The organism is Saccharospirillum salsuginis (genome assembly GCF_014651855.1).
GTDB classification, from domain to species: domain Bacteria; phylum Pseudomonadota; class Gammaproteobacteria; order Pseudomonadales; family Natronospirillaceae; genus Saccharospirillum; species Saccharospirillum salsuginis.
The window spans coordinates 256,096-280,587 of the sequence record NZ_BMXR01000001.1 but is presented as its reverse complement, the minus strand read 5'-3'; the positions used below and the strand labels follow the sequence as shown (position 1 = coordinate 280,587).

At 59.6% G+C, this 24,492-nt stretch carries 22 protein-coding genes, 2 tRNA genes and 1 riboswitch; of the genes, 18 read left to right on the top strand and 6 right to left on the bottom strand.

Annotated elements, in window-relative coordinates; all coding sequences use genetic code 11:
- Positions 1-41: 41 nt before the first annotated feature.
- A complete protein-coding gene (locus tag IE111_RS01200) occupies positions 42-1,814 on the top strand; it encodes a GspE/PulE family protein (RefSeq protein WP_229805181.1) in 1,773 nt (590 codons plus the stop codon).
- A gap of 4 nt (positions 1,815-1,818) precedes the next feature.
- Here IE111_RS01200 and IE111_RS01195 read toward each other — a convergent pair whose 3' ends face one another.
- The 3 genes from IE111_RS01195 to IE111_RS01185 all read right to left on the bottom strand — a co-directional run bounded on the left by IE111_RS01195 (position 1,819) and on the right by IE111_RS01185 (position 4,262).
- On the bottom strand, positions 1,819-3,570 hold the full coding sequence (locus IE111_RS01195) for a GGDEF domain-containing protein (RefSeq protein WP_189606665.1): 1,752 nt from the start codon (positions 3,568-3,570) through the stop codon (positions 1,819-1,821).
- A gap of 364 nt (positions 3,571-3,934) precedes the next feature.
- Positions 3,935-4,009, bottom strand: a tRNA-Gly gene (locus tag IE111_RS01190).
- Positions 4,010-4,186: 177 nt separating this feature from the next.
- A tRNA-Glu gene (locus IE111_RS01185) sits at positions 4,187-4,262 on the bottom strand.
- A gap of 252 nt (positions 4,263-4,514) precedes the next feature.
- Here IE111_RS01185 and IE111_RS01180 point away from each other — a divergent pair.
- The 7 genes from IE111_RS01180 to IE111_RS01150 all read left to right on the top strand — a co-directional run bounded on the left by IE111_RS01180 (position 4,515) and on the right by IE111_RS01150 (position 12,500).
- Positions 4,515-4,916, top strand: coding sequence for a YbaN family protein (locus IE111_RS01180; protein WP_189606664.1), 402 nt, complete (start codon positions 4,515-4,517; stop codon positions 4,914-4,916).
- A gap of 124 nt (positions 4,917-5,040) precedes the next feature.
- Entirely contained in the window at positions 5,041-6,861 is a 1,821-nt protein-coding gene (locus IE111_RS01175; protein ID WP_189606663.1) for an extracellular solute-binding protein, read from the top strand.
- Positions 6,862-6,870: 9 nt separating this feature from the next.
- Complete coding sequence (locus IE111_RS01170) at positions 6,871-7,995, top strand: microcin C ABC transporter permease YejB (protein ID WP_189606662.1); 1,125 nt, start codon at positions 6,871-6,873, stop codon at positions 7,993-7,995.
- A 23-nt stretch (positions 7,996-8,018) separates the two neighbouring features.
- On the top strand, positions 8,019-9,035 hold the full coding sequence (locus IE111_RS01165; protein ID WP_189606661.1) for an ABC transporter permease: 1,017 nt from the start codon (positions 8,019-8,021) through the stop codon (positions 9,033-9,035).
- 9 nt (positions 9,036-9,044) lie between these two features.
- Positions 9,045-10,631: an ABC transporter ATP-binding protein gene (locus IE111_RS01160; RefSeq protein ID WP_189606660.1), complete on the top strand. Its 1,587-nt coding sequence runs from the start codon at positions 9,045-9,047 to the stop codon at positions 10,629-10,631.
- Between the two features lie 192 nt (positions 10,632-10,823).
- Positions 10,824-11,726 (top strand): DMT family transporter, encoded by a 903-nt coding sequence (locus tag IE111_RS01155; protein WP_189606659.1) that lies wholly within the window; start codon positions 10,824-10,826, stop codon positions 11,724-11,726.
- Positions 11,727-12,017: 291 nt separating this feature from the next.
- Positions 12,018-12,500 (top strand): FKBP-type peptidyl-prolyl cis-trans isomerase, encoded by a 483-nt coding sequence (locus IE111_RS01150; protein WP_189606658.1) that lies wholly within the window; start codon positions 12,018-12,020, stop codon positions 12,498-12,500.
- Positions 12,501-12,583: 83 nt separating this feature from the next.
- Here IE111_RS01150 and tpx read toward each other — a convergent pair whose 3' ends face one another.
- Positions 12,584-13,081: a thiol peroxidase gene (gene tpx, locus IE111_RS01145; protein ID WP_189606657.1), complete on the bottom strand. Its 498-nt coding sequence runs from the start codon at positions 13,079-13,081 to the stop codon at positions 12,584-12,586.
- 152 nt (positions 13,082-13,233) lie between these two features.
- Here tpx and ltaE point away from each other — a divergent pair, with 152 nt between their 5' ends.
- Complete coding sequence (gene ltaE / locus IE111_RS01140; protein WP_189606656.1) at positions 13,234-14,265, top strand: low-specificity L-threonine aldolase; 1,032 nt, start codon at positions 13,234-13,236, stop codon at positions 14,263-14,265.
- Here ltaE and IE111_RS01135 read toward each other — a convergent pair.
- Complete coding sequence (locus tag IE111_RS01135; protein ID WP_189606655.1) at positions 14,262-15,062, bottom strand: phosphotransferase; 801 nt, start codon at positions 15,060-15,062, stop codon at positions 14,262-14,264. The two genes, ltaE and IE111_RS01135, sit on opposite strands and share 4 nt — an antisense overlap.
- 284 nt (positions 15,063-15,346) lie before the next feature.
- Positions 15,347-15,449: riboswitch (TPP riboswitch) on the top strand.
- 98 nt (positions 15,450-15,547) lie between these two features.
- Between IE111_RS01135 and thiB the strand changes: the two genes are divergently transcribed.
- From thiB to IE111_RS01115, 4 genes are all read left to right on the top strand, one after another.
- A complete protein-coding gene (gene thiB, locus IE111_RS01130; protein ID WP_189606654.1) occupies positions 15,548-16,534 on the top strand; it encodes a thiamine ABC transporter substrate binding subunit in 987 nt (328 codons plus the stop codon).
- Between the two features lie 9 nt (positions 16,535-16,543).
- On the top strand, positions 16,544-18,061 hold the full coding sequence (locus tag IE111_RS01125; protein WP_189606653.1) for an ABC transporter permease subunit: 1,518 nt from the start codon (positions 16,544-16,546) through the stop codon (positions 18,059-18,061).
- Entirely contained in the window at positions 18,048-18,764 is a 717-nt protein-coding gene (locus tag IE111_RS01120; RefSeq protein ID WP_189606652.1) for a thiamine ABC transporter ATP-binding protein, read from the top strand. Before IE111_RS01125 ends, IE111_RS01120 begins: the two co-directional genes overlap by 14 nt.
- 178 nt (positions 18,765-18,942) lie before the next feature.
- A complete protein-coding gene (locus tag IE111_RS01115; RefSeq protein ID WP_189606651.1) occupies positions 18,943-19,476 on the top strand; it encodes a thioesterase family protein in 534 nt (177 codons plus the stop codon).
- Here IE111_RS01115 and IE111_RS01110 read toward each other — a convergent pair.
- Complete coding sequence (locus IE111_RS01110) at positions 19,466-20,065, bottom strand: phosphoribosyltransferase (protein WP_229805086.1); 600 nt, start codon at positions 20,063-20,065, stop codon at positions 19,466-19,468. The two genes, IE111_RS01115 and IE111_RS01110, sit on opposite strands and share 11 nt — an antisense overlap.
- A gap of 69 nt (positions 20,066-20,134) precedes the next feature.
- Between IE111_RS01110 and IE111_RS01105 the strand changes: the two genes are divergently transcribed.
- The 5 genes from IE111_RS01105 (at position 20,135) to IE111_RS01085 (ending at position 24,479) form a co-directional block, all read left to right on the top strand.
- Positions 20,135-20,713: a phosphoribosyltransferase gene (locus IE111_RS01105; RefSeq protein WP_189606650.1), complete on the top strand. Its 579-nt coding sequence runs from the start codon at positions 20,135-20,137 to the stop codon at positions 20,711-20,713.
- The gene (locus IE111_RS01100; RefSeq protein WP_189606649.1) at positions 20,710-20,937 is read left to right on the top strand and encodes a hypothetical protein; all 228 of its coding nucleotides are present in this window, start codon (positions 20,710-20,712) and stop codon (positions 20,935-20,937) included. The genes IE111_RS01105 and IE111_RS01100 overlap by 4 nt, the downstream gene beginning before the upstream one ends.
- Positions 20,938-21,041: 104 nt before the next feature.
- Positions 21,042-22,565 carry an alpha/beta hydrolase gene (locus IE111_RS01095; RefSeq protein WP_189606648.1) on the top strand — a complete coding sequence of 508 codons (1,524 nt, stop codon included), beginning with the start codon at positions 21,042-21,044 and terminating at the stop codon, positions 22,563-22,565.
- A complete protein-coding gene (locus IE111_RS01090) occupies positions 22,558-23,313 on the top strand; it encodes an ABC transporter ATP-binding protein (protein ID WP_189606647.1) in 756 nt (251 codons plus the stop codon). Before IE111_RS01095 ends, IE111_RS01090 begins: the two co-directional genes overlap by 8 nt.
- Positions 23,310-24,479, top strand: coding sequence for an ABC transporter permease (locus IE111_RS01085; RefSeq protein ID WP_189606646.1), 1,170 nt, complete (start codon positions 23,310-23,312; stop codon positions 24,477-24,479). Before IE111_RS01090 ends, IE111_RS01085 begins: the two co-directional genes overlap by 4 nt.
- Positions 24,480-24,492 lie beyond the last annotated feature (13 nt).

The window sequence follows — 24,492 nt, the reverse complement described above, 5'->3', positions numbered from 1 at the left end:
ATGACAGAGCCCGCTGGATAGGAGTCTATCAGTTGTCGACGGTGCCCTACGATGTGTCCGAGCCGGTCTTCGGTCGCGACCGGCCTATTCATTCCCGTGAAGCCCTGAAAGCCTTCGGCCAGTTGCGCCAGGGTCATTTCAGCCACCACCATCTGGGCGAAGTGCTGGTTGCCTCCGGTGTGATCACTCGGGAGCAATTGAGTGAAGCTCTGGCGGAACAGACCAGACACCCGGGGGAGCGCCTGGGCACCATTCTGAGCAATCGGGGGTGGGCGCACCACGAAGAAGTGGTCAGCGCGCTGGCGCAACTGCTGGCGTTGCCCCAGGTGGATCTGGCCTCCTTCGATATCGACCCCGCCGTCATCGACCGGGTGCCGGCCCGCTTCGCCCGCGAACACACGGTGATCCCGCTGCTCGAAGGCCACGATCACCTCTATGTGGCCGTGAGTGACCCGACCAGCTCGGAACTGGTGGATTTGTTGCGTTTTATGACCGGTAAGTCCATCGAGTTGGCCATTGCCACCGAAGAAGCCATTCACACCGCCATCAGCGAACATTACGACCAGGACGAAGAACGGGAGGCGTTGGCGGAAATGCCGGCCGAATACCCGGCGCCCGAGTCCCGAACCCGTCGAAAACAATCGTCCGCGCACAGTGATCGGGACGACCGACCCATCATCCAACTGGTCCAGAATATCCTGGCGGATGCCATGACCCGGCGTGCCTCGGACATCCATCTGCGTCCGCGCGAGGACCGGCTCGATCTGCTGTATCGGATCGACGGCACCCTGCATACCATCCGGGCCTTGAACAAACGGCTGATGCCGCGTCTGGTCAGTCGTATCAAGGTGCTGGGGAATATGGACATCGCCGAGCACCGACTGCCCCAGGACGGGCGCTATCGGCTGACCCAGCACGGTAAAACCATTGATCTGCGGTTGTCGATCATTCCATCGATTCGCGGCGAGAGCGTGGTGATTCGCCTGCTCGATACCAACTTCGCGCTCAAGGACCTGCGTTCGCTCGGTTATTCGGCCGACGATGAAACCCGGTTGCGTCACATTCTGGCCAGGAACCAGGGAATGTTTCTGGTCACCGGGCCGACCGGTTCCGGTAAGTCGACCACGCTTTATACGGCGTTGACCGAACTGACCCGGACCCATCGCAACATCATCACCGTCGAGGATCCGGTGGAATACCATCTCGACGGTCTGACCCAGATTCAGACCAAATCAGACATCGGCTACACCTTCGCCCGGGCCCTGCGACATATCCTGCGGCATGACCCGGACATCATCATGGTCGGTGAGATGCGCGATGAGGAGACCGCCAAGATGGCGGTCGAAAGCGCCCTGACCGGGCACCTGGTGCTGAGCACGCTGCACACCAACAGCGCCAGCGCGACCCTGACCCGCATGCTGGAAATCGGCATCGAGCCCTATCTGGTCAATGCGGCTCTGCAGGGTGTGCTGGCGCAGCGTCTGGTGCGCAAGAATTGCCCCGCCTGTCGGGAGCCCGAGGCGGTATCGGACGAGGTCCGGTCGCTGCTCGGTGTCGAGCCCGGGGAGACTTTCCACAAGAGTCGGGGGTGCGACCAGTGCCATCACACGGGTGTCAAGGGACGGGCGGCGGTCTACGAACTGCTGACCGTGACTCCTGAACTGCGCGAATTGATTCAACCCGGAGTATCCGCCCAGTTGCTGGAAAAACAGGCCGTATCGGACGGCATGACGCCCTTGACCCACCATGCACTGTCATTGGCGCGGCAGGGCGTGATTCCCCTGTCTGAGGTCTACGCCGTTCGACTGGAGTGATGGTTCAGCCATCCTCCCGTTCAATGGTTGTCGAAGCCGCGTGCAGACAGGCGCGGTCCCGCCCCAGCCCTTTGGCCCGGTACAAAGCCTGATCGGCCAGCGTTAACAGTTCTTCCGGATGTCCGCCATGTTCCGGCCAGGCGGCGATGCCCGCCGACAGGCTCAGCCGTCCCAGATTGCGACCCTGGTGCAGTACCGGGGTTTGCCGGATATCGGCGAGCAGGCGTTCGGTCAGTTTGGCCGTGTCTTCGGCTCGACAGCCGGGCAGAATGATGACGAATTCTTCGCCGCCATACCGGCAACCGATATCGGTCTCGCGAAAGTGCCGGCGGATGGCTTCGGCGACGATTTGCAAAGCCTTGTCTCCCGCTTCGTGACCGAAACGGTCGTTGAATGCCTTGAAGTGGTCCAGATCCGCCATGATCAGGCTGAGGGGCGTATTGTTGCGTTGCGCGATGGCGACTTCCCGTTCGTAGAATTCGTTGAAATAGCGACGGTTTTTCAGGCCGGTGAGCGTGTCCTCGTAGGACAGGGCTTCCAGGGCCCGGGTTCGTTCCTCGACCTTGCGCTCCAGGGATTCGTTCAAATGGATCAGATCCCGCTGCGCCTGACGATAGCGCTGCAGGGCGACCAGAGTCGCCACAATCGTAAAAGCCAGCCCGCCCCAACTCAGCGGTACCAGGCGCCAGGGCAGGAAGCTGTGGGCGACGGCCATGTCGATGATCAACAGGATCGAATAGAGGGCGAAGACGGCGATCAGCACTCGCTGCTCCAGTGTGACCCGGCGAATATCCCGGGCCACCACGGTGAACAGCACCGCCAGTGTCCCCAGCAGCAGAACATCGAACACCGGAAAGGTGGTGGACAGATTCACCAGACCGAGGGCCGAGAAGCCGAGTGCGCCGACGAGATACACCAGATGCAATTGCCAGACACAACGGACAATGGACTGACGGGACATCGGCAGCCATTGTTCCAACAGCAGGGCGATGGCGATGGGAAGGCAATAGTAGCTGCCGGCGCCGATGTAATCCCACACCAACGGCTGGTCCCACAGCAACTGACTGGCCGGACTGCCGGACAGGATCATCAACCCGGAGGCGAAGGCGAACAGGCTGATGTCCGCGAATCCACTGCGTCGCCGGTCAACCCCGGCAAACAACAGTGTCAGCAGTGCGATCATCAATGAAAAACCACTCACCACCAGGGATTCCGCCGACCGTGACAACTGGGTCAGGATCAGATCCTGGCGGTTGGTGAGGGTGACTTCCCCCCACAGACCGATATCGCTGTAGTTGGACCAGACCCGAAAGTAAATCGGTTTGCCGCCGAAGCCTTCCGGCAGAGGAATCATGTGCCAGGGCCAGCCGACGAATCGTCCGTGGCCCTGGTCGTCGAAAGTGCCGTAGTGATAGATGCGTTCGCCGTCGAGGTAGACCTCGGTGATCAGGTCCACACTGTAGATGTAGAGAACCGGATCCCACCAGTTTTCCTCGGGCAATACGGTTCGAAACCAGGCGTTCTGGCGGCTCGCCCGGTCGGGAGGGTTGGAGGGGAAGTCGATGTTCGACCAGTTCGGGCTTTCGAGGGCGTCGAGCGTCCATTCCGGAACACCGTTGGCGGCGATGGGGGAGTCGCCCCAGCGATACTGCCAGCCTTCATCCAGCGGCATGGCCGGAGAGCGAGCCTCGGCGGTCACAGCCAGCAGTGCAGCCAGTAGGAGGCCGTGAATCATCAGTTGAACGACAGATCGCATGTGCACCTGGAAGCGCCGTATTACATTAGAGGTATATAATAGACGCAGGTCGTCGTTCGTGCCGGTTTTTTTCATCAACATGGCTGGTTGATAACCGCCCAATGCAGTCCTTTGAGGTCAGCCTAGACCGGACATGAATGTCCGTCGAGCGAATCCGTGGATATCCATGTCGTTGTGCCGCTTTCGGTGTCAGGAAGAGGAAGGCGGGATCTGCGCTTCCTGAAACGAAAAAGCCCAGCGCTTGGCTGGGCTATTCTGAAATTGGAGCGGGAAACGAGATTCAACCGGCCGGCGCCCCGGTCGTGACCCGGATGCGTGCTCCTTGAAACGAAAAAGCCCAGCGCTTGGCTGGGCTTTTTGAATTTGGAGCGGGAAACGAGATTCGAACTCGCGACCCCAACCTTGGCAAGGTTGTGCTCTACCACTGAGCTATTCCCGCATAATCGGTCTAATTGTGTGCTGCAATCGGGTCGCTCGTGAAGCCTCTTCGAGGCTTTTCGCGAGACTGCGCGTCCCGCCCCAACCTCGGACAAGGTTGTGCTCTACCACTGAGCTATTCCCGCAATTCTTTTCTATTCCCGCAGAGGGCGAAGCTTCGACACGTATGAAACGGAAGTGGCGTCCCGTAGGGGACTCGAACCCCTGTTACCGCCGTGAAAGGGCGGTGTCCTAGGCCACTAGACGAACGGGACGTTTCAAAGTTGACGTTTCCGTCGAAAGCGGGGCGCATATTACCACCGGTTTTTCCTTTTGCAATACTTTTTCTAAAAAAATTATCAAAATCAGTGTGTTACGGGTGAATTCGGGAGGCTGTAAAGGTAGCCGGGAGTCATACCCAAGGATGCCCGGCTTTGCTATCTTTGATGAGGGTGTTTCATGCGCAGACCGGGGAGCCCGGCGCCTGTGGGCATCTGTTTGAGAGAGCGTAACCGAGGAAAAGTCCAATGCGGAGCCTGTTATGGCGATGGTTGTTGATCGGGACCGGATGGCTCAGCGTGGGGCTGGGCACGCTGGGCGTGGTACTGCCGGTATTGCCGACCACGCCTTTCATGCTGCTGGCCGGCGCCTGCTTCGCCAAATCCTCACCGCGCTTTCACCGCTGGCTGTTGTCGACTAAGCTGTTTGGGCCGCTGATCGAAAACTGGCAGCGGGAGCGCTACATCAAGCCGCGCTCGAAAACCGTCGCACTGGTGGTGGTCGCCGTGACCTTCAGCATTTCGCTGCTCTCGGTGGACCCGCTACCACTGAAAGTGATGCTGGTGTGCATCTGGGCTGTGTGTACCTTCTTCATTAGCCGTCTGCCCACGGTGCCCCGCTCACAACGCAGTCGACTGGGACAGTCGTAAAAGAGTCCTCAAAGGATTGTCGTACTGAACAACAACAACAACGAAACCGGTTCGAAGCCGGGTTCGTAATACGTATCAGATAGCGGAACCGTGAGTTCCAATACAATCCGGAGAGGAGTCGTCCATGAAAGCCCTCGTGTCTGTGGTCGTTGGTCTGTGCCTGGCGGGCGCCGTCCTGGCCGAAGAGCCCGATGTCATTGTGTCCCACGCCATCGCCGAACGTGGCGAGCCACAATACCCGGAAGGGTTCGAGCACTGGGACTATGTCAATCCGGATGCGCCACGGAAGGGGTACATTACCCTGGGGGTCCGGGGTACCTTTGACAACTTCAATCGTTTTGCTCAACGAGGAACCACTCCGGCGGGTATTCGTGAAAACCTGTTCGATCCTTTGATGGTCGCCAACGGCGACGAGATGGGTGTTTACTATGGGTTGATCGCCGAGAAGGTGGAGTACCCGACCAGCCACGACTGGATCATTTTCCACCTGGACCCGAGGGCTACCTTTCAAGACGGTGAGCCTATCCTCGCTTCTGATGTTGCCTTTACTTTTAATCTGTTCATGGAAGACGGTGTACCGCAATTCTCGACTTACTATGAAGGGGTCAGCGTCGAGGTCCTGGATGATCGTAAAGTCAAATTCACATTGCCTCGAAGTGACAAGGCCTTGTTGATTGGACTTGTCGACACACCGGTGTTTCCTGAGCATGTTTTTAAAGACATCGAATTCCCGGAGCCTTTGACCACTGTTCCGGTAGGCAGTGGTGCTTATACCATCAGTGACTACAAGATGGGCCAGTATGTGGTTTATAAACGGATTGATGACTATTGGGCACTGAATCACCCCACACGGGTTGGCCAACTGAACTTCGACTTCGAGCGCTACGACTATTATCTTGACGACACCGTACTATTGGAAGCGTTCAAGAAAGGCGAATATGACTTCCGCAGGGAAAGTGTCTCCAAAAATTGGGCGACACAGTACGAAGGTGATAATTTCGAAAAAGGCCACATTGTCAAAGAAGAAATCTCGCACGATTTGCCTCATGGAATGCAGTCGTTCGTCTTCAATATTCAGCAACCGGTTTTCGAAGATCGCAGGGTTCGTATGGCGATAAACCTGCTGTTTGATTTCGAATGGACCAATGAAAACCTCTTCTATGGCAAGTACGAGCGCACCCGCAGCTATTTCCAGAATACCGACTACATGGCGACCGGACTACCCGAGGGTAATCAGCTGGAAATTTTGGAGCAGTTCCGGGATCAGGTGCCTCCGGAGGTTTTTACCGAACCCTATGAGAGTTATGAGACCGACGGCAGTGGTAATATCCGCCCTCAACTTCGTCAAGCACTGGGTTTGCTGCAACAGGCTGGATATGAATTGCAAAATGGTAAAATGGTCAATCTAGACAGTGGTGAGCCAATAACGTTTGAACTTCTGTTGTATTCGCCCAATTTCGAGCGTGTGGCTATCCCATTCCAGGAAAATCTGGCTCGGGCCGGGATTACCATGAATATCCGTACCGTGGATATTACTCAATACACCAATCGCTGGCGTGAACGAGACTACGACATGATCGTCGATACCCTTGGTGGGGGCGCCTATCCCAGTGACCAGTTGGTGTTCGAGTGGGACAGCCGGTATATGGATTCCACCTACAACGCTGTGGGTACATCCGATCCAGTCATCGATGCCTTGGTGCGAGGCATCGCGGAGAATCAGCAAAATGAAGACATGCTATTGGCCTATGGTCGTGCGTTGGACCGAGTATTGTTGTGGCGCTACTACGTTGTACCGAACTGGCACCTCGATGAATATTGGGTAGCTTACTGGAACAAGTTCGCGCGCCCCGATACAAGGATGCCACGTTACTCATTGGGCCTGGGCACCTGGTGGTTGGACGAGGAAGCCGCAGCGACCCTGCCGGACCGAAACGCGCGCTAAGGCCCAATCATGACCGCCTATCTGATTCGCCGGCTGCTGTTGGTCGTTCCGACGCTGTGGGCCATTGTTACCATTAATTTTCTGATCATCCAGGTCGCTCCGGGCGGCCCGGTCGATCAGATGATCGCCAATATGCAGGGGCAGACCGCCTCGCTGCTGGACCGGATGACCGGCAACAATCAATCGGACACGCTCAGTGGGTCGGATGCCGACAGCGGTGGTGCCGACAGCGGCAGTGGCAACCGCACCGGGGATTCGGCCTACCGGGGTGCTCGCGGTCTTACCGAGGAAGACATCGCCGCCATCGAGGCGCGTTTCGGTTTCGACAAGCCCCTGCACGAACGCTACTTCACCATGCTCTGGGATTATCTGCGCTTCGACTTCGGCGACAGCCTGTTTCGCGGTCGAAGCGTTGTGGACCTGATCGTCGAACGGATGCCGGTGTCGATCTCGCTTGGGTTGTGGAGCACGCTGATCATTTACCTGGTGTCGATTCCGCTGGGTATTCGCAAGGCCGTCAAACACAGCACCCGCTTCGATGTGTGGACCTCGAGCGTCATTTTCGCGGCCAATGCCATACCGTCCTTTCTGTTTGCGATTCTACTGATCATCCTGTTCGCCGGCGGTAACTACTTCGACTGGTTTCCGTTGCGCGGACTGGTGTCCACGAACTGGGACGAACTCAGTCTCTGGGGCAAGATCGTCGATTATTTCTGGCACATGGTGTTGCCCGTTACCGCCCTGGTCATCGGCGGATTCGCGAGCCTGACCATGCTGACCAAAAACTCCTTTCTCGACGAAATCCACAAGCAATACGTCATGACCGCACGGGCCAAGGGCTGCACCGAACGTCGCATTCTGTATGGCCATGTGTTTCGCAACGGCATGCTGATCATCATCGCCGGCTTTCCCGCCGCCTTCATCAGTATTTTCTTCAGCGGCGCATTGCTGATCGAGACCATTTTCTCGCTGGATGGTCTGGGTCTGCTCGGCTTCGAGTCGACCCTGCAACGGGACTATCCGGTGATGTTTTCCACTCTCTACGTATTCACCTTGCTGGGATTGATCATGGGCATCGTCAGCGACCTGACCTACACCCTGGTCGACCCGCGTATCGATTTCGAGGCTCGTTGATGTCATATACCGGTCGTTTTCAAATGTCTCCGGTTAACCGGCAGCGCTGGCAACGGTTCAAGGCCAATCGCCGCGCCTGGTGGAGCCTGTGGATATTCGGCATTGTGTTCGCCATTTCCATGGTTTCCGAACTGGTGGCGAACGATCAGCCCCTGTTGATCCGGGACGAGGGGCGCTTCTATTTCCCGATCTTCGCCACCTATACCGAGACCGATTTCGGCGGCGATTTCGACTTTCCGGCGAACTACCGCGACCCGTATTTCCAGGAACTGTTGGGCGAGGGCAGCTGGATCCTGTGGCCGCCGATTCCGTTCAGCTACAACACCATCCATTACGATTTGCCAAGTCCGGCACCCAGTCCGCCGACAACGAAGAACTGGCTGGGGACGGACGACAAGGGCCGGGATGTATTGGCCAACGTGCTCTACGGGTTCCGCATCTCGGTCCTGTTCGGGTTCGCCGCCACGGGCATTTCGGCGGTGATCGGTGTCGCCGCCGGCGCGGTCCAGGGGTATTACGGCGGCCGCCTGGACTTGTTCATGCAACGCTTTATGGAAGTCTGGGGCAGCATGCCGACGCTGTTTATCCTGATCATTCTGATGAGTATCGTGACGCCGAATTTCTGGTGGCTCCTGGTCGTTGTGCTGTTGTTTGGCTGGATGGGGTTCGTCGGTGTGGTTCGGGCCGAATTTCTGCGTACCCGGAACTTCGAATACGTCCTGTCCGCGCGTGCCATGGGCATGAGCGACCGTCGCCTGATGTTCCGTCACATTTTACCCAATGCCATGGTCGCGACCCTGACGTTTCTGCCGTTCACACTGTCCGGGTCCATCACCATCCTGACCTCGCTCGACTTCCTCGGTTTCGGTATGCCGCCGGGGTCGCCGTCGCTCGGTCTGTTGCTGGCCCAGGGCAAAGCGAACATACAGGCACCCTGGCTCGGCTTCACAGCGTTTTTCATCGTCGGTTTCATGCTGACCACATTGATCTTCGTGGGCGAAGGCGTGCGCGATGCCTTCGATCCCCGTAAGTCGTTTTAAGGACCCTTCATGGCGCTGATGACATTGAACAACCTGTCCATCGGGTTCCGCAAGGGAGACGACATTAATGAGGTGGTGCATAACCTGAGCCTCACCATCGAAAGCGGTGAGATCCTGGCGCTGGTGGGGGAAAGCGGTTCCGGCAAGAGCGTGACGGCTCTGTCCCTGTTGCGGCTGATGCCGACACCGCCGGTCGAATTCACCAGCGGTGAGATCCGCTGGCGGAATCGGAACATTCTGGATTTGGACAAACGCGACCTACGTGAACTGCGCGGCCGTAAGGTGGGCGTGATCTTCCAGGAACCGATGACATCCCTGAACCCTCTGCATACCGTCGCCAAACAGTTGATCGAAATGGTTCAGTTGCACCAGCCGGCCACCCAGCGACAGGCCGAACAGCGGGCTCTGGACATGCTGGAACGGGTCGGCCTGCGCGAACCTGAGAAGAAACTGAAGTCCTACCCGCATCAATTGTCCGGTGGTGAGCGGCAACGGGTCATGATCGCCATGGCACTGGTCAACGAGCCGGAACTGTTGATCGCCGATGAACCGACGACTGCGCTGGATGTGACCATTCAGGCGCAGATCCTGGAATTGATCGCCCGTCTGCAAAAGGACATGGGCATGACGGTTCTGTTCATCACCCACGATCTGACCCTGGTGAACCGCATTGCCGACCGGGTCGCGGTGATGGAAAAAGGCCACCTGGTGGAAGTCGGGACGGTGCGCACGGTATTCGATACTCCCGAGCACCCCTACACCCGCAAACTGCTGGCGGCGGAACCCAAAGGACACCCGGATCCGCTTGAGGGAGATCCGCCGGTTATGTTGCGCGGCGAGGATGTCCGGGTCTGGTTTCCCATCCAACGGGGCATCCTCAAGCGCACCATCGGCCATGTGAAGGCAGTGGACGGCATCGATTTCACGTTGCGCAGCGGCGAGTCGCTGGGTGTGGTGGGCGAGAGCGGCTCCGGCAAGTCGACACTGGCCCGGGCCATCCTGAAACTCGAATCCAGCCGAGGGGCGTTGCTGTTCGACGGAGTGGATTTGCAGGGCCTGGACAAAAAAGCCATGCGACCGTATCGACGCGCGATGCAGATTGTCTTTCAGGACCCGTACGGCAGCTTGAGCCCGCGCTTGTCGGTGGAACAGATCATTCGTGAAGGGCTGGACATTCACGAGATGGGCACACCGTCGGAGCGGGACGAGGCGGTGATTCGGGCCATGGAGGACGTGGAGCTGGACCCGGCCCTGCGTTTCCGATACCCGAACGAGTTCTCGGGCGGTCAACGCCAGCGCATCGCCATCGCCCGTTCCCTGGTGATGAAACCGCGTTTCATGATTCTCGACGAGCCGACCTCGGCGCTCGACCGGACCGTGCAGTTCCAGGTGATCGAGCTGTTGAAGCGGCTGCAGGCGGAATACGGCCTGAGCTACCTCTTTATCAGTCACGACCTCAAGGTGGTCAAGTCCTTGTGTCATACGGTCATGGTGATGAAAGACGGGCGGGTCGTGGAGCAGGATGAGGCCGAGTCGATCTTCAATCAACCTCAGTCTCCCTACACCCGGACCTTGCTTGAAACCGCCTTCGCCTGACATCAGAGGTGAAATTCACAGCCTAAGCAGGGTATCGTAGGGTGGTCGTGATCCGGCCCTTGCGGTTACGCCGATGTTTTTCTGGTTGACAGTGTGTCGGTGGACAAGAGCCTGGTGGGGTCACACGTGAACGGCAGATGTCGGCTGCGCCTCTTCTGCCCTACCTACAGTCATTCAGCGGTAAGGATAGGCATGACCACTCAGCATCTGGTTGATCATCGACAAGGCATCACCATCGCCGGAATCGGCGTCTTTGTGCTCAGTTTCGACGCCTTGCTGGTGCGACTGGCCGGCACGGACGCATTCAATGTGGCGTTCTGGCGGGGATCCTTCGTGTGCCTGTCGATGCTGGTGTTCATGTTGTTCAGTGGACGACTGAAAGAATTCCGGGTGTACCGGGAACACGGCATCGCGGCTCTGGTCGTGACCCTGCTGTATGGCATCAATACCGCCCTGTTCGTGTTCAGCGTCAGCCACACCAAGGTGGCCAATACCGTTGTGATTTTGAGCAGTTCGGCATTTTTCGCGGCCCTGTTTTCCTGGTTTATTCTGAGGGAAAAAGTGCCGCTGCGGACCTGGGTCGCCATCATTGTGGCGTTGTCCGGCGTATTGGTCGTGTTCGCCGGCTCCATCGGCCTGACCGACTGGGTCGGCGATCTTATCGCGCTGATTCTTGCCATCCTGATGGGCCTGACACTGACACTGCTGCGCCGCCTTCCGAACCTGCCCAAGATGCCGGTGGTGGCGATGAGCGGTGTGGTCACGGCCCTGCTGGCACTCGGGTTCGCCGAGCCCTTGTCATTGACCCCGACCAGTTACGGCTGGTTGGCGGTCATGGGGCTGGTGCAGATGCCGGTGGCGTCGGTGATGTTGATGATGGCGACCAAATTCCTGCCGTCGCCGGAAGTGAGTCTGTTCCTGTTGATCGAGACGGTCCTGGGGCCGATCTGGGTCTGGCTGGTGTTAAACGAGAGCGTGCCGCCGCTGACGCTGGTGGGCGGCACCGCGATTCTCGGTGCCGTCTTCGTGCATTCGTGGCTGGCGCTGGTTCGCCCCAAAGGCCGTGTCGAAGCCCCGACCGAGCCCCCTCTGTAGGGTGCGCACCGCGCACCGCGCACCTTTTGACCGGTTCCGATGCGCGATGCGCACCCTACACATCCAACATGTCCCAAGGCCTCCGTGGTAGGGTACGCACCGCGCACCATTCGACTGTCCCGGTGCGCGATGCACACCCTACGAATCCAGCATACCTCAGGGCCTCCGTGGTAGGGTGCGCACCGCGCACCATCATCCCAGCCCGGAAACCTCATTCACCCGGCACACGGCCGGCGCTATACTGTCCGGTCCATGCCCGATTCCGGGAAAGTCGACCAATAAGGGTGCGTAATGCCGATCGAAAAGAACACCGTTGTCCAGTTCCACTATACCCTGACCGATGAGCAGGGCGAGACCGTCGAAAGCTCCGCCGGAGGCGACCCGAATGCCTACCTGCATGGGCACGGTGGCATTATTCCCGGTCTCGAGGAAGCGATGGAAGGCCGTGAAGCGGGCGACGCCTTCACCGTGACCGTACCGCCGGAAAAGGCCTACGGGCCACGTAAACCGGACGCGATACAGCGGGTGCCGATCAAACATCTGCAGGGCGCGAAGCGCTGGAAACCGGGGATGGTGGCTCAGGTGCACACGCAGCAGGGGCCGCGTCATGTGCTGGTGGCCAAGGTAGGACACAAGTTCGCCGATGTGGATACCAACCATCCACTGGCGGGCAAGACGCTGACGTTCGAGATCGAAATCGTCGATGTGCGCGAAGCGACCGCCGAGGAAATCTCCCACGGGCATGCCCACGGCGTCGGCGGTCACCATCATTGATCACTGTTGCCCTCTTATAGAAAAGGGCTGCCCGGTAGGGTGGGTCGGACCGACCGACCCTGCCGGGCATTGGCAAAGGCCTGTTAGGAAACCGCCTTCAAAGCCGCTTCATAATTCGGCTCATCGCCGGTTTCGGGCACCAGCTCGGTGTGAACCACCTTACCGTCTTTGACGACCACGACCGAACGCGCCATCAGGCCGGCCAGAGGGCCGTCGGCGATGCGAACGCCGTATTCCTCGCCAAAGGCGTTGTTGCGGAATACCGAGACCGGGGTCACGCGCTCCAGACCCTCGGAGCCGCAGAAACGCTGCTGGGCGAAGGGCAGGTCGGCGGACAGGCAGAGCACTTCAACGCCGTCCAGCTTGCTCGCTTCTTCGTTGAATCGACGCACGGACGCCGCGCAAGTCGGGGTGTCGATGCTCGGGAAAATGTTCAGAACGACGGTCTTGCCGCTGAAGTCGCTCAGTTTGACGTCGGACAAATCGGTCTTGGTGGCGGTGAAGTCCGGCGCGGTCTTGCCTTCGGCCGGCAGGTCGCCAACGGTGTTGATGGGATTGCCTTTCAGGGTGATCTGAGCCATGTGTGGCCTCCTTGATAGTGCCAGATGAAGTGTCGGATTAGATTTATTACTACCGAGTGACAATTTCTTAAGTTGGGGCCCGATGGGTTCAATACAATGCCCGCTTGAGGTTCAATAGCTCGGACCCTAATTACCGGTGGAGATCCTTGTCGATGAGTCGTCCTTCCAATCCCCAGCTTATAGATTTACGCAGCGATACCGTAACCCGACCCACATCCGCCATGCGCGAAGCCATGATGGCGGCGGAGGTGGGTGACGACGTCTTCGGCGACGACCCGACGGTCAATTCGCTGGAAGAACGGTTGGCGTCGCTGACCGGAAAAGAAGCCGCCTTATTGCTGCCGACCGGTACGCAGAGCAATCTCGTGGCGCTGTTGGCGCATTGTGGCCGGGGTGACGAATACATCGTCGGGCAGAAATACCATACCTATTTGTACGAAGCCGGTGGCGGCGCGGTGCTGGGCAGCATTCAACCCCAGCCGTTGCCGGTGCAGCCGGACGGTACGCTGTCGCTGTCGGACATCGGCGACGCCATAAAACCGGAGGACAGTCATTTCGCGCGCAGCCGATTGCTGGCACTGGAAAACACCCATTCCGGTAAGGTCATGCCCGAAGCCTTCCTGCGCGACGCCAGTGAATTGGCCTGGTCGCGCGGGTTGGCGGTGCATCTCGACGGTGCCCGACTGTTCAACGCCGCCGTAGCGACCGATACACCGGTGGATCGGTTGGCCGGCTACGCCGACACGGTCAGTCTGTGTTGTTCCAAGGGGCTGGGTGCGCCGCTGGGCTCGGTCCTGGTGGGGCCGGCTTCGTTGATCGGCGAGGCGCGCCGCTGGCGCAAGATGGTCGGCGGTGGCATGCGCCAGGCGGGCATTGTGGCCGCCGCGATCCATCATGCCCTGGACCACCATGTCGATCGGCTGGCCGACGATCATCGCCGCGCCGAACGGTTGGCGGGTGGACTGGAAGCGATGGAGGCCGTCGAGTCGGTCAGCGTCAACACCAACATGGTGTACGTCGATGTCGGCGCGGCCGAAGTCGGCGATCGTCTCAAAGAGGCGCTGAAAGCCGAGGACATCCTGATCGCCGGAGGGCGCCACATTCGGCTGGTGACCCATCTGGATCTGGACGATGCGGCCATCGACCGCGTGGTCGATCGCATCCGGGCGCATTTGAACGCCTAAAACCGCACGTCGCTCCAGCGCTGAAACCAGGCGTCGGCGCTGGCGTCCGCCTGCTGCGCGGATTCGGGGTTGGCCCGGTACCAGACCAGCGCGACCGCCTCCATCAGGCACAGCGCCTGCCGGAGGCGGTCTTCATCCAGAGTCAGTCGCCCCGCCAGGTGTTCGATTTGAGCGGCATCGAGTTCGAAACCCTGACATGCCGCCGCTACATCCATAACCGGGTCGCCGAGGGCGGCGAATTCCCAGTCGAGCAGGACCCAGCCCCGCCGGGTGGTCACGATGTTGCCCGGATGCCAATCATGGTGACAGAGCGTCAGAGAAGCCGGCAGACGGTAGGCGTCGCAGTGTCGATGCAAGGCCTGCGCGATGGCCGATTCCAGGGGCGGGCCTTGCTCCATAAGGTGGCGTATCTGTTCAGCCATGTTCAGCACGCCGACATCGGGCGTTTCGGCATGAACCTCGGTCAAAGCCTGAACCAGCCAGTCCAGGTCGGTTTTGTCGCCCGAAGCGGGGGACTGCCCTTCGACCCAGGCCGTCAGCAAGCCATCATCGTCGATGGCCACCACCTCGGGCGCCCAGGGGCGCCCCTGTACAGTCTTCAGAATATCGGTCTCGCGCCGACGCACCACGCCCAGCCGATCGGTATCGGCCCGGTTCAGGCGCAGCGCCAGCGTACGCTCGGCGTCGGTCAGCCGAAATACCCGGTTGCACGCCCCACCGGCCCAGCGCTGGATGCGTACCGGGTCCTTGAGGTGATCGTCGAGTCGATCGAGTGCCTGAAACAGCGGAAGTGACATCCATCACCCGTCATTGCGGATTCGGCCGGGGATTGTGACAGAATTTTGGATTAAACGCCGACTCCAGTAGAATGACGGTCGTTTTAATCTACTCAAGTTTCGGAGTTCGCCGTACTGACCAGCGGCGGATTCCGGGGATACCCCTGTGGGGTAGTCCGCAGCAGGGATGCTGCGGTCTAGGCTCCATGGATGGATACACGCCGACCCCACAGGGGTATCCCCGGTAGCCGACGCGGGCCACTGCCTCTCAGCCAACTCGAACTGCGAAACTGGAGTAATCAATAGCGTTCTCGCCGGGGTGCCCGCTGTGTATGCAGCCGGGCTGAGACACACCCGCCGAACCTGAACCAGTTAATGCTGGCGTAGGGAGTTGAGACGATGGGCTTCGAGCCACTTCAACCTTTCCCCCAGCAAACATCCCGGGCCCACGCCCAGAATGTTTGTACGCCGGTATCAATGTCACGATTGATACGGGAAGCACCACCATGACAGTATTCAAGACCGCCCTGATGGCCACACCCATGCTGGCCGCCGGGCTTGCCAGCGCCGACCCGCTGACCATCTACACCTACGAGTCCTTCGTCTCCGAATGGGGGCCGGGACCGCAAATCGAAAAAGCCTACGAGGCCGACTGTGACTGCGAAGTCGATTTCGTCGGTCTCGAAGACGGGGTCGCCCTGCTGAACCGCTTGCGCCTGGAAGGCGAGGACAGTCAGGCCGACATCATCCTCGGTCTGGACGATGCCCTGATCGCCGAGACCAAGAAGCTGGACCTGCTGGCCAAGCACCGGGTCGATCTGTCCGGACTGACGCTGCCCTATGACTGGGAAGACGACACCTTCGTACCTTACGACTACGGCCATTTTGCGTTCGTATACGACCAGACCCGCGTGGATTCGGTACCTTCGTCGCTCGAGGAACTGGTCTACGACTCCGATCTCAGCATCATCTACCAGGATCCGCGCGTCAGCACGCCGGGCCAGGGTTTGATGCTGTGGATGAAATCGGTCTTCGGCGACGAAGCCGAAGACGCCTGGACCACGCTGCAGGAACGGGTCGTGACCGTGACACCGGGCTGGAGCGAAGCCTATTCGCTGTTCCAGGAAGGCGAGAGCGACATGGTGCTCAGCTACACCACCTCGCCGGCCTATCACATGACCTACGAAGACACCGACAAATATCAGGCGGCCATCTTCAGCGAGGGCCACTACGCTCAGATCGAAGTGGCCGCCGTTCTGAAAAACTCGGATCAGATCGACCGGGCGCGCGATTTCCTGGCGTTTCTGGTCAGCAATCCCGCTCAGGACGTATTGCCCGGCACCAACTGGATGTGGCCGGTGCTCGACAGCGCTGACAAGCCTGAAGCGTTCGAGCAGATGGTCCGACCGGAAACGCTGTACTTCAGCAGCGAGACGGTGGCCGAGAATCGCCGCGACTGGTTGCGCGAGTGGCGTAACGCCGCCAGCCAGTAGGACGGGGAGATGATCGCCGGGAACAGACTGCTGCGGCGCCTGGGCGCCGGCCTGCTCTGGCTGACGCTGGCGCTGGCGGCGCTGGGGATGGTGCTGCATCCCGGCGGTGGCTATGCCTGGGCCAGCTATTTCGACAGCTGGCTCGTCCGGGTGATCTGGTTTTCCATCTACCAGGCCCTGTTGTCGGCGACGCTCTCCCTGCTGCTTGCATGGCCCTTCGCCTGGGCTTTGTCTCAGACACCGTTTCGCGGCCAATGGCTGTTGGCCGCCTTCCTCAATCTGGCGTTTATTCTGCCCGTACTGGCCGTGGTGCTGGGTGTTGTCTCCCTGTTCGGCCAGAACGGCTGGGTGACCCTGCCCGGGACCGTCTACGGGCTGCCCGGCATCCTGCTCGCTCATGTGGCGCTGAATCTGCCGTTCGCCACCCGCTTGTTGTGGGATCGACTCAGTCAGATACCGGATCATCAGAAGCGCTTGGCGGAGGTGTTGGGTATGGGACTTCGTCATCGCCTGCGCTGGCTGGAATGGCCGTTGATTCGAATGGCGTCCGGGCCGGTGTTCGTCCTGATCGCCCTGCTGTGTTTCAGCAGTTTTACTGTGATCCTGACCCTGGGCGGCGGTCCGGCCAATACCAACCTGGAAGTGGCGGTTTATCAGGCACTGAAGTACGAGTTCGACAGCCGCGCGGCCATGTTGTACGCCGTGCTGCACGGTGCGCTGGCGCTGACGGCGATCGGTGCGCTGGGTCAGGGCGGACTGCTCAATATGGAGGCGGCCGTGCGTCAACCGCGCGGTGGACAGCGGGGGCCGTCCCCGCTGCAGTGGTGCGCTATTCTCGGGTTACTGGCGTTGTTGCTGTCACCCTATGCGGCCTTGCTGGATCGGGCGTTGCAAGCCGACTGGCACTGGCCCGCCCGTTTGCCGGACGCGTTGCGAACCAGCCTGGGCATCGCCGTATTCAGTTCCGTCTGTGCCGTTCTGCTGGCCTTGAGCCGCTGCCTTCCCGGCGCGGTTCGCACACGCCGGTCACGCTGGCTCGATTTCGGCGTCCTGGTGATTCCGGCGATGGTGCTGACCACCGGTCTGTTCCTGTTGTGCCTGCGACTGGGGTGGGCGCGCGAAGCGACCTGGCCGCTGATCATATGGGTGAACGCCCTGATGGCCATGCCCTTGATCCTGCAGCCCCTGAAAGCCCGGATTCAGGCGGCCCACAGTCAATACCATCGCTTGACCCGGGTGCTGGGCATGCGCACCTGGCCGGTATTGCGCCTGGTCTACTGGCCTCTGGTGCGGCCGGTTATGCTCTGGGCGCTGGCGCTCAGCGCCGTATTGAGCCTGGGCGACATGGGCGTGGCGGCGCTGGTCGGTCAGGTCGATTTTGTTACCCTGCCGTTGTTGATCTATCAATCCATGGGCAGTTACCAAATGACCCTGGCCGCCCAAATGATGGTGGTCCTGCTGGCGCTGTGCGCCAGTTTGTTGTTATTGGCCGAATGGGCGAGGGGGCGCTACCGTGCTGGACGTTAGACAATTGACTACCCAGCTGGGTGATCAGGATTTTCACTGGGAGTTCAAGCTGGCCGCCGGTGACCTGATGGCCATTGTCGGGGCGAGCGGTCTGGGCAAGTCGACTCTGCTCAATGTGCTCTGCGGCCTGTTGCCCGCCACGGCGGGCGAGGTACGCTGGCAAGGCCGCGATGTGCTGGACCAGCCGTTGCATCGCCGTCCGTTCGGCATCCTGTTTCAGAGCCACAACCTGTTTGAACACCTGAGTGTCGAGGTCAACCTGGCCCTGGGCATTCACCCGTCCGGCCGCCTTCATGAAGCCGACCGCGAGCGCGTATTGACGGCGGCGCGCCGATTCGACATCGCCAATCTGCTGGACCGCACGCCGGACCGACTCAGTGGTGGCCAGCAACAACGCGCAGCCCTGGCGCGGGTGTTTCTGCAACGCAAACCCGTCTTGTTGCTCGACGAGCCCTTTTCTTCGCTCGACCCGGCATTACGCCAGGAAGGCCTGAACTGGGTGCGCGATATGCAGGCCGAACAGGGCAGCACAGTGCTGCTGGTCACCCATCATCTCGATGAAATGCTGCCGGTGACCGATCAGGTTCTGCTCGGTCTCACCAGCGAGCAATGGCTGAGCCTCAGCACCGATGAATTCGAGCGCCAGCGCGCACAGGGGGCGTTTCAGTCATTGCTGGGCATCGATACGGATGCCTCATACTGAATTGAGTCTGTTGCCCGAACCCAGCCACGGAACCGGTAGCAGACCCAACCACAGAACCGACCATCGACACCTCAGCAATGTTGGATTACGCCTTCGGCTAATCCAACCTACTTGCTATTTGCATTTTGACGATCCGCTGGTCAGGATGAGCGCCGATTGAATGTCAGTGGACCCTACTATGAACCTGATCGGCCGATTTCTGATCCTTGTGGTTACCTCCTTGTTTCGCCCCAAAGGGCAGGACCCGTTTATTACCATCCGCCAACGTCGACGTGTCTGGCTGCACGATATGGACCTGAACATCCATTTGACGGCGGCGCGGTATTTCTCATTTGGGGATTTGTGCCGTATCCAATGGTTGGTCGATTGCGGTCTGGGTAAGGATTTTCTGTTCGGTCGCTATCGGGCGGTGCTGAATGCTCAGGAACTGACCTACATCCGTGAGTTTCCGCCGTTCAGCCGTGTGGATGTGGTGGTCCGGCTCAAGTGCTGGGATGAAAAATACGCCTATTTCGAGCAGCGCTTTTATCGCGGCGACACCCTGCACTCCATCGGTCATGCCCGGATGGCGATTCTGCACAAGGGCAAGGTGATCAGTGCCGGGCAGGTTTTCGGCCGGGACGGCGAACCGATGGTGTCGCCGCCGGAGACGGAAGCCATTCAGGACTGGAAAGAGACGCTCGCCGCCAAACGGGACCAGTTCAGCGGTTGACCGAATCCAGTATCGGGCTGAGGAAGGGCTTGTTGGCATCCAGTTCTTCCCGGCCCAGGCCGGTCAGTTCGTAGGGGAACACCAGCCAGTCTTCGGTTTGGTGCAGGCTATAGTCCGGACGCAGGCCGGTGCGATTGGCGGAGGGCCGTTCGTACAGGGTGGCGATGCGGGTGTCTGCGGGCATGTTGCGTTTGAGGTGTTTGCGCAAACGGCCGAGCAGGGCGCTGACATTGTGGCCGGTGCTGAACGCATCGTCGACGATCAGCAGGCGGTCGTCCGCGTTCAGTGATTCGACCAGGTAGTCCGTTCCGTGCACTCGGATCTCGGTGTCCGGCGACGCCACCAGTTTCGGGTAGTGGACCAGGCCCTTGTAGGACGTACGCACCGCGAAATGGTCGGTTTGAACGCCCAGTGTCTGCAGGCACTCCTGCACATAGATGCCGACGGTACTGCCACCGCGCCAGAGGCCGACGATGAAATTTGGGCGAAAACCGCTCTCGAAGATCTTCACGCCCAGGCGAAACGCATCCTCGATCAGCTGTTGTTCGTGCAGATACTGCTTGTTCATCTGAGGCGGGTGGGTCTTCATGGGTTGCCAGTCGCTCGAACTCTGGGGATGATAGGGTGACTATTCACTCAGATTAACGCTAACGCGGCCATGGCGGAAAAACAATACTTGAGTGCCCAGGGCTTGCTGGAGGATTCCTTCAAGCTGGGTGCGCACATCGTCAACAGCGGCTTCCGGCCGACCTTTATGATCGCGGTCTGGCGGGGCGGGGTGCCGATCGGGACGGCGGTTCAGGAATTTCTCGACTACCACGGTATTGCGACCGACAACATCGCCATCCGTACCGCCTCGTACAGCGGCATCGATCAACAGCGCCGGGAGGTAGCCGTGTACGGGCTGGATTATCTGGTCAAACACATCACCCACGACGATGCCCTGCTGATTGTCGACGATGTGTACGACACCGGCCGGTCGATCGAGGCCATCATTCAGGAACTGCGTCGGCGCGCGCGGCTGAACACCCCGGCCGACATCCGCTTGGCCGTGCCGTATTACAAGCCCGACCGCAATGAAACGGATCGGGTTCCGGACTTCTATCTGTACGAGACCGATGCCTGGCTGAAATACCCGCATTCGCTGGAAGGGTTGAGTGTTCGTGAAATCCGCGAGCATCGACCCGAGCTTTATGCCATCCTGGCGCCGCATTTACCGGACGACGACCATTCATGACGCTGTTGCTGTTTTACCTGGGCTTGACCCTGATCGTGGTGGGCTATGCCTGGCTGCTGGCCGAAGCCTTTCGGGATTCCATGTTCTGGGGCCTGGTGGTGTTGGTGCCGCCCCTGTCGTTGGTCTATGGCCTCTGGTCCATCCGTCAGCATTGGCGGCCGACCGGACTGATGCTGCTCGGCCTCGGTCTCATGTTCGGTATGATGCCCGCCTTCGGCTACTGAGCGCCGGCTCGACCGCCATCACACCATGACTACCGTCACTTGATGCGGGCGACCCGGGCCGTCACCCTGACCGGCCTTTGATATCGGAATCGATGGAATAACTCATGTATAAAGCCGCCTCTGGATGGGCGCTTCTGGCCGTTCTGGGCTGGACCACAACGATCCCGGCCCTTGCGGACGAGGTGCAGATTCAGGATCGAATCCTGGAGACGGTCGGGTCGGTCGACTTTCATCCCTGCGATCTGGAAGCCCAGGGCCGCGCCCGCCGTGTCGAGTGTGCCACGCTGGCTGTGCCGGAAGACTACGATGCTCCGAACGGTCCGACGGTGGACCTTCTGATTACCCGCCTTAAAGCGGACACGGCCAACCCCCGGCCGGATCCGTTTCTGGCCATCGCCGGCGGACCCGGCCAGGCCGCCAGCGAAAGTTTCCTGTTTCTGGACCGCGTCTTCGACGAACTGGACGACGAGCGCACCTTCTATCTGGTCGATCAGCGTGGCACCGGTCATTCCGGCCGGCAATCGTGCGATTTTCCGGATGAAGAGCAACTCATGCTCGAATACGACGCCGAGGTCACCCGCCAGACCGCGCGTGAGTGTCTGGAGCAATTCGACGGCGATCCTCGTCAGTACACCACCAGTGTCGCCATTCGCGACCTGGAACAGGTACGTCGGGCGTTGGCGGTTCCGCAATGGAACCTGATGGGTGTCTCTTACGGCACGCGGGTGGTGCAGCATTACATGCGCCAATACCCCGAGTCGGTGCGCACCGCCGTACTGGATTCGGTGGTGTACCCGGCGCTCAATCTGGGGCCTGGCATCGCCATCGAGAGTCAGGCCGCCCTGGATGCCTTTTTCCTGCGCTGCCGCGAGACTCCGAACTGTGCCGATAGGTACCCGCAACTGGAGTCGCAATTCGAAGCGCTGCTCAATGCGCTGACGGAACGCCCGCGGTCGGTGACCCATGAAAACATGCACACCGGTCGGCAAATAACCCGGGAACTGACGGCGGCACACGTCATCGGGCTGGTGCGCTTTTCGCTTTACCATACCGACCAAACGGCCCTGTTACCGCCCATTATTTATGAAGCTCATGCCAACGACAACTTCGCTCCTCTGGCCCGGCGTGCATTCGAATTGATCCGTCAATCTTCGCAGGCGCTGGCCATCGGTATGCACAACGCCGTGGTCTGCACCGAGGATGTACCCTTAATTCAGCCGGACAGAATCGATCAACAACCGGTGGAAGCCACCTACATGGGTGATCTGGTGTTGAATGCGTTACAGGATACGTGCTCGGTCTGGCCGCAGGGTGTCATCGACCCGAATTTCAAACAGCCACTGTATTCGGACATTCCCACCCTGCTGTTCAGCGGAGAGTGGGACCCGATTACACCACCCGCCTATGCCGAAAAGGCTATGCGAAATATGAGCAATGCCCGTCATTTTGTCCTGCCCGGGCAGGGACATTCGGTGAGCGTGCTGGGGTGCGCGCCGACCCTGGTGGCGCAGTTCATCCAGTCAGCCAGCCCGGCGGAACTGGACGGCACCTGTCTGCAGCGTCTGCGGGCCACCCCGGCATTCATTGATTTCAACGGACCGGCACAAACCAGGAAACGGGATGATTAAAGCAACCGCACTCTCCAAGTCTTTCCGGCGGCAGGGTTCCCGGAAAGACCGGGTTCAGGCCGTCAGCGATGTCAGTTTCGAAGCCGGGAACGGGCAGATCACCGGTTTGCTGGGCCCGAACGGGGCCGGTAAGTCCACCACGTTGCGCATTCTCGCCACCCTGATCCAGCCGGACAACGGAAGCGCCGAGATCGACGGGTTCGATGTCACCGAAGCGCCACAGGCGGTTCGTCGACAGATCGGTTTTTTGCCTCACAACTCGGGCTTGTACCCGCGATTGACCGCGCGAGAAAACATAGCGTATTACGCCGAACTGTGCGGGCTGGACGCGCGCCAAAGCCGGATGAAGACCGGGGAACTGATCGAGCGATTATCGATGCGGGGTTTCGCCGATCGACGCGCGGAAGGATTTTCCCAGGGGCAGCGAACCAAGGTGGCGCTGGGGCGGGCTCTGATCCATGAACCCAGCACCCTGATTCTGGATGAGCCCACCAACGGCCTGGATGTGATGGCCACACGCCAACTGCGCAGCATTTTGCGCCAACTGCGGGATGAAGGGCATTGTATTTTGCTGTCCAGTCACATCATGCAGGAGGTGTCGATGCTCTGTGATCACGTCGCCATCATCAGTGACGGAAGAGTCGCCCTCGCCGACAGCATCGATGGCATCCGCGAACGCACCGGTCAAGCCGATCTGGAGGACGCCTTTGTCGTGGCCATCGGCGGGCGATTGGAGGCAACCGAATGAATCCGATATGGACGATATTCAAAAAGGAAGTTCGGGACAATGTGCGCGACAAACGCTCGCTGTTCTTTGCCGTACTGTACGGACCGGTGTTGATGCCTTTGCTGATGATCGGTCCGCTGCTGCTCGGCATGCACCGCAACAGCATCGATTTCGAAGAGCCCAAGACCATTGCCGTCGTCGGCGTCGAGCGCGCGGCGCATTTGATGCAGTTTCTCAAGGCCAACAATCTGGATGCGCAGGAAGCGCCGGACGATTTTCAGCAAGAGATTGAAGCGGGACGGATCGACGCTGTACTGGAAATACCGACGGTATTCGATGACCGGTTTCGGGCTGCTCAGCCGGCCGACGTCCTGATTCACTACGACGAATCCGACGAGGACTCCAGGAAACTCAAACGTCAATTAACTGCGATATTGGATCGATACGATCGCACCCTTCGGCAGCTGAGGTTTCAGGCACGTGGCATCGATCCGCGTATTTTCGAGCCGTTGAACGTGGTGGAGAACGATCTGTCCGGCGAGGGGCTCGAGGTTCCCTTCATCGCCTATATCGTGCCGTTTCTGTTGCTGTATTCGATGATGATGGGAGGATTCTACCTGGCCGTCGATACCACGGCGGGTGAACGTGAGCGTCAATCCCTGGAGCCGTTGTTGAGCCTGCCCATGAGCCGGATCAGTCCGGTGCTCGGGAAATACGCCGCCGTGTTTTTCTTCGTCATCCTGTCCATGGTGTTGCCGCTGATCACGTCCTATGCGTTGTTCAGCTTCCTGCCGGCCGATCTCCTCGGCAGTGGCATTGATTTTGGCCCGCACACTTTCCTGGTGGCCTTTGTCCTGGGTGTGCCGCTGGCGCTGCTCATCACGGCGTTTTTGTTAACAGTGGCCGCGTTTGCCCGCAACACCAAGGAGGCTCAGACCCATTTGAGCCTGGCCATGATGGTGCCCTTGGTACCGTTCTTTCTGTTGCAGTTCATGAACGTGCCCACACAGACCGTGACGTTGCTGATCCCGATCATCAGCCAGTTCAAGATCATGGAAATGGCCGTGGCATCGCAGGCCATTCCCGTTACGCATTTTCTGCTGACTACTGCGGGTAGTGTCCTGGCCGCCGTCATCCTGTTGGGGGCGACCATCGGCCTCTACCAGCGAGAGCGTATCCTGCTGTAGAGGCTGATTGTTG